We start from the raw sequence: 3,644 nt of genomic DNA on the forward strand, positions 1-3,644 counted from the left end.
AGACAAATTTCTGTGGTGGGAGTTTTACCTTTCTTTCAAGCCATCAAAAATAATCCTAATCCCTTAACAGTTAATATTCAAGAGGGAGATATAGCAATTAATGGTCTTTATCGGGGATTAATTGCTGGGAATGCCCTGGTAACTGGAACAATTCAGCAACCAATTATCGGAGGGAATGTGCGTCTTTCTAGGGGTAAAGTTTTTCTTCCTCGCACAGCAGAAATTAATCAAGAAACGGATAAACCGGTGAGTCGCTGGCTGCAGCCTCTCAACATTCCTCAGGCGACAAATATTACTCCGGTTTTAAATAATTTCCAAGTGTCTTTAGCGGGATTATCAATCGAACAAGAACCTTTGTATCAATTTGATTTTAGTGGTGCTTTAACCTTGAACGGTTCGCTCACTTCACTGGAGAAATTACAAACCAATGGAGTGATTAATCTCGAGCGAGGACGGGTTAGCTACATCGATACTCGTTTTCTTCTTAACCGACGCAATCAAAATGTTATTGTTTTCGATTCTAGTCGCGGGTTGGGACTTTTTAATCCCTTTGTTGATATTCAACTGCGAACAATTCTCAGCGAATTTTCTCAATCTCGCGATTTTGCTATCTCCCGTCCGGGGGGGGATTTTCCTAGTAATGAAATTCCCGATGATAGCCTCAATCGCATTCAAAGGATTGATGTCACCCTCAGCGTTGAAGGGGAATTAAACCGCTTGCTACCAAATTTAGGACGTAATATCAATGAAGTGTGCCAAATTCGTCCCGATAGTCCACCTTTTCCCCTGGAGGAAAACTATACAGATACAGAATTACAAAAAGCTGCTAATTGTCTACAAGCAGTGGCTTTTGCTAGAGGTGAAGATGAGGGATTGCTTAATACTCCTCTAGTTAAATTAACCAGCACTCCCCCCCGCAGCCAAGGGGAAATCGTTCGACTTTTGGGGGAACAATTGCTGTCGGTTTTTAATGGTTTACAGGGGAAAAATACGGAACAATTAATTCAATTTGGAGTGGTTCAGTTGGCAATTCCCCTCTTAGCCCAAGGAGTCGTGTATGATGTGGAAAATGCGGTTAGTAATGCGATCGGAGCAACGGATTTTAATATTCTTCCCAATTTGGAAACCGTCTATCGAGTTAATTCCCAGTCTTTTATCCGCTTCTCCTACGATTACAATTTGAATGAGTTTACCGTCCGCTATCAAACCCAATTTTAAGGTAAGATTGAGAGATATAGGAGAGTTCAGAAGTTAGGAGACAAGGCAAAATTAGGTTATACTTCATCTTACTTGATATTCTATGATTATTCGCGAGGCTAAAGAGACAGATTTACCAACAATTATCGATATCTATAATGCTGCTGTTCCCACTCGCAAGGCAACCGCAGATTTAAAGCCTATTTCCCTCGAAAGTCGGCGAGAATGGTTTAAAAAGCACGATCCTGAACAGTATCCCATCTGGGTAATAGCGCTCGAAGGTCGTGTGGTGGGTTGGCTGAGTTTACAGATGTTTTATGGTCGTGTCGCTTACCAAAAAACGGCAGAGGTTAGTTTATATATTGCCCCCGATTATCAAGGTCGTGGAATCGGTAAATTATTAGTAGAATATGCCCTGAATTGCTGTCCGAAATTGGGTATATCTAATCTTATCTGTATTATTTTTGCCCACAATCAGGCCAGTATTCGTCTCTTTGAAAAATTCGGCTTTCAACGATGGGGTTATTTACCTCAAATTGCCGCTCTAGACGATTTTCTGGCTGATGTAGTCATTTTAGGGAAAAAAGTCGCTTAAATAGGCAATTCTCCCCATAGCTAGACTAAATTCTAGACTTAATTGAATATCAGCATTTTCTGGTTCGCCTAGAGATGATTTCTGGGTGAGAGAAAAGAGATAGTCTTCATGGCCCTTCCTTACTCTTTATGCTAAATTAACACACAAAATGCCAAGACAACATACTTCTAATACTAAATCCTGTTTAAAAGGTTTAGGGAAGTAGCGGAGCATCGAAGTAGATAAATCGATTAGGTTAAGCTCTGTATCGAGAGCATCCCAGATATCCTATACTTAAGTAGGTAGGTATTAAAAACTTTCAGATCCCCCCGCCTATCGGCACCCCCCTTATCAAGGGGGGCAGGGGGGATCAAACCTAAAATCTATTTTTAATTTAATTATAACCAGCTACTTAAGTTTCCAACTCCTGTTCCCTCTATTTAACCATGAATAATTTTAAAATACTGCTCATCGGTTACGGTAATACTTTAAGAAATGATGACGGAGTGGGAGTGAGAATAGCCGAAATTATCGCCCAGGAGAATTTGCCTAATGTGCAAGTCATCGCTACCCATCAATTGACTCCTGAGTTAGCGGCGGATATAGCTGATGCTTCCCTAGTTATTTTTGTTGATGCAGTATTATCTAATCAAACCGGTATCTGGATAGAAAAATTAGCGGCAGTTACCGAATGGAATAATTTAGGTCATGCAGAAAGTCCCGCTTCTTTATTAGCATTAACTCAAGCAATTTATCAACAAACTCCCAGGGCCTGGGGAATATTTATTCCTGCTATTAATTGTGAATTTGGTGAAGAATTATCAACAATAACTCAAAAGGGCTTGACAAATGCGATTAAAGCTATTAGTAAAATTATTACTTCTGAGGATTTGACTGAATACCAAAAGCAGGACTTTGATAATCTTCCGGCAGATAATTTTCAGGAATAGTGCTGTGATTGCCATCCCGGAGAGCCTTGTAGTGAGGAGACATAATTTCGATACCGACTTCGTTACATTTATCCTGAATATTTTGATGTAATTCAGAATAAATATACACCATTTTGCTAGGATGATCGGTGTAGGCATTTAGCTGATAGCTGACATAAAAATCATCGAGACTGGTTTGCAAGACAAAAGGAGCAGGTTCTGAGACAATAAATTCAATTGCTAGGGCTGCTTCTTTCAGGGTTGCGTGAACCTTACGCCAAGGTAAATCATAACCGAGAGTGACTGTGGTTTGCAAAATTAAAGGCTGTTTGAATTCCCTTTGAGAGACACTAAAGTTAATCACATTGGTGTTTAACAGCGATGAATTAGGAATCGTGATAATTCTATTAGCCGGTGTGCGAATACGGGTGACTAATAATCCTTTTTCAATCACATCTCCAATAACATCACCAATAGAAATTTTATCTCCTAGTTGAAAAGAGCGGGTATAGATGAGAATAATTCCTCCCACCACATTAGCGATAGCAGAGGTAGAACCCAAGGAAAATAGCACCCCTAAAAATACCGAAACCCCCTGAAAAGCAGGAGAATTAAATCCGGGTAGATAGGGAAAAGCGATGACTATAGCTAAGGCAATTATCAGCAGTGACAGTAGATTATAGGTTGGTTTTGCCCAATCGGGATAGAAACCATTAATTACTAAATTTTCTCTTTCCAATCCAGTGAAAAATGGTTTAATTGCTCTCAACAGATAGTGAGTTATAAAAATAATTAGCAGTATGATAAAAATACTGGGTAAATATTTTGCTATCTCTTGGGAAACAACTTCTAAAGCACTAAAAAAGTATTGCAGAAAACCATCACCAAATTTTCTAGTCCAGGGAAAAAGACGAAGGACAAAAGTTAAATAAAAATAGAGAATA

General features: G+C 39.3%; 4 protein-coding genes. 3 read left to right on the forward strand and 1 reads right to left on the reverse strand.

Features of this window, described 5'->3' with window-relative positions:
* The 3 genes from PX484_RS15635 to PX484_RS15645 all read left to right on the forward strand — a co-directional run.
* Positions 1-1,218, forward strand: a 1,218-nt coding sequence (locus PX484_RS15635) for a translocation/assembly module TamB domain-containing protein (protein ID WP_288104626.1), incomplete at its 5' end; no start/stop codon positions are given.
* An 82-nt stretch (positions 1,219-1,300) separates the two neighbouring features.
* Positions 1,301-1,792: a GNAT family N-acetyltransferase gene (locus tag PX484_RS15640; RefSeq protein ID WP_287709777.1), complete on the forward strand. Its 492-nt coding sequence runs from the start codon at positions 1,301-1,303 to the stop codon at positions 1,790-1,792.
* A 425-nt stretch (positions 1,793-2,217) separates the two neighbouring features.
* Complete coding sequence (locus tag PX484_RS15645) at positions 2,218-2,721, forward strand: hydrogenase maturation protease (protein WP_287670175.1); 504 nt, start codon at positions 2,218-2,220, stop codon at positions 2,719-2,721.
* On the opposite strand, the gene PX484_RS15650 is transcribed toward PX484_RS15645, so the two are convergent.
* A partial coding sequence (locus tag PX484_RS15650; protein WP_288104628.1) for a mechanosensitive ion channel family protein occupies positions 2,648-3,644 on the reverse strand: 997 nt, incomplete at its 5' end. The two genes, PX484_RS15645 and PX484_RS15650, sit on opposite strands and share 74 nt — an antisense overlap.

It is taken from the genome of Microcystis sp. M49636_WE2 (genome assembly GCF_030065375.1).
GTDB classification, from domain to species: Bacteria; Cyanobacteriota; Cyanobacteriia; order Cyanobacteriales; family Microcystaceae; genus Microcystis; species Microcystis aeruginosa_C.

Coding starts and splice junctions, on each gene's coding strand:
- PX484_RS15640 (WP_287709777.1), top strand. CDS start 1,301: ATGATTATTCGCGAGGCTAAAGAGACAGATTTACCAACAATTATCGAT.
- PX484_RS15645 (WP_287670175.1), top strand. CDS start 2,218: ATGAATAATTTTAAAATACTGCTCATCGGTTACGGTAATACTTTAAGA.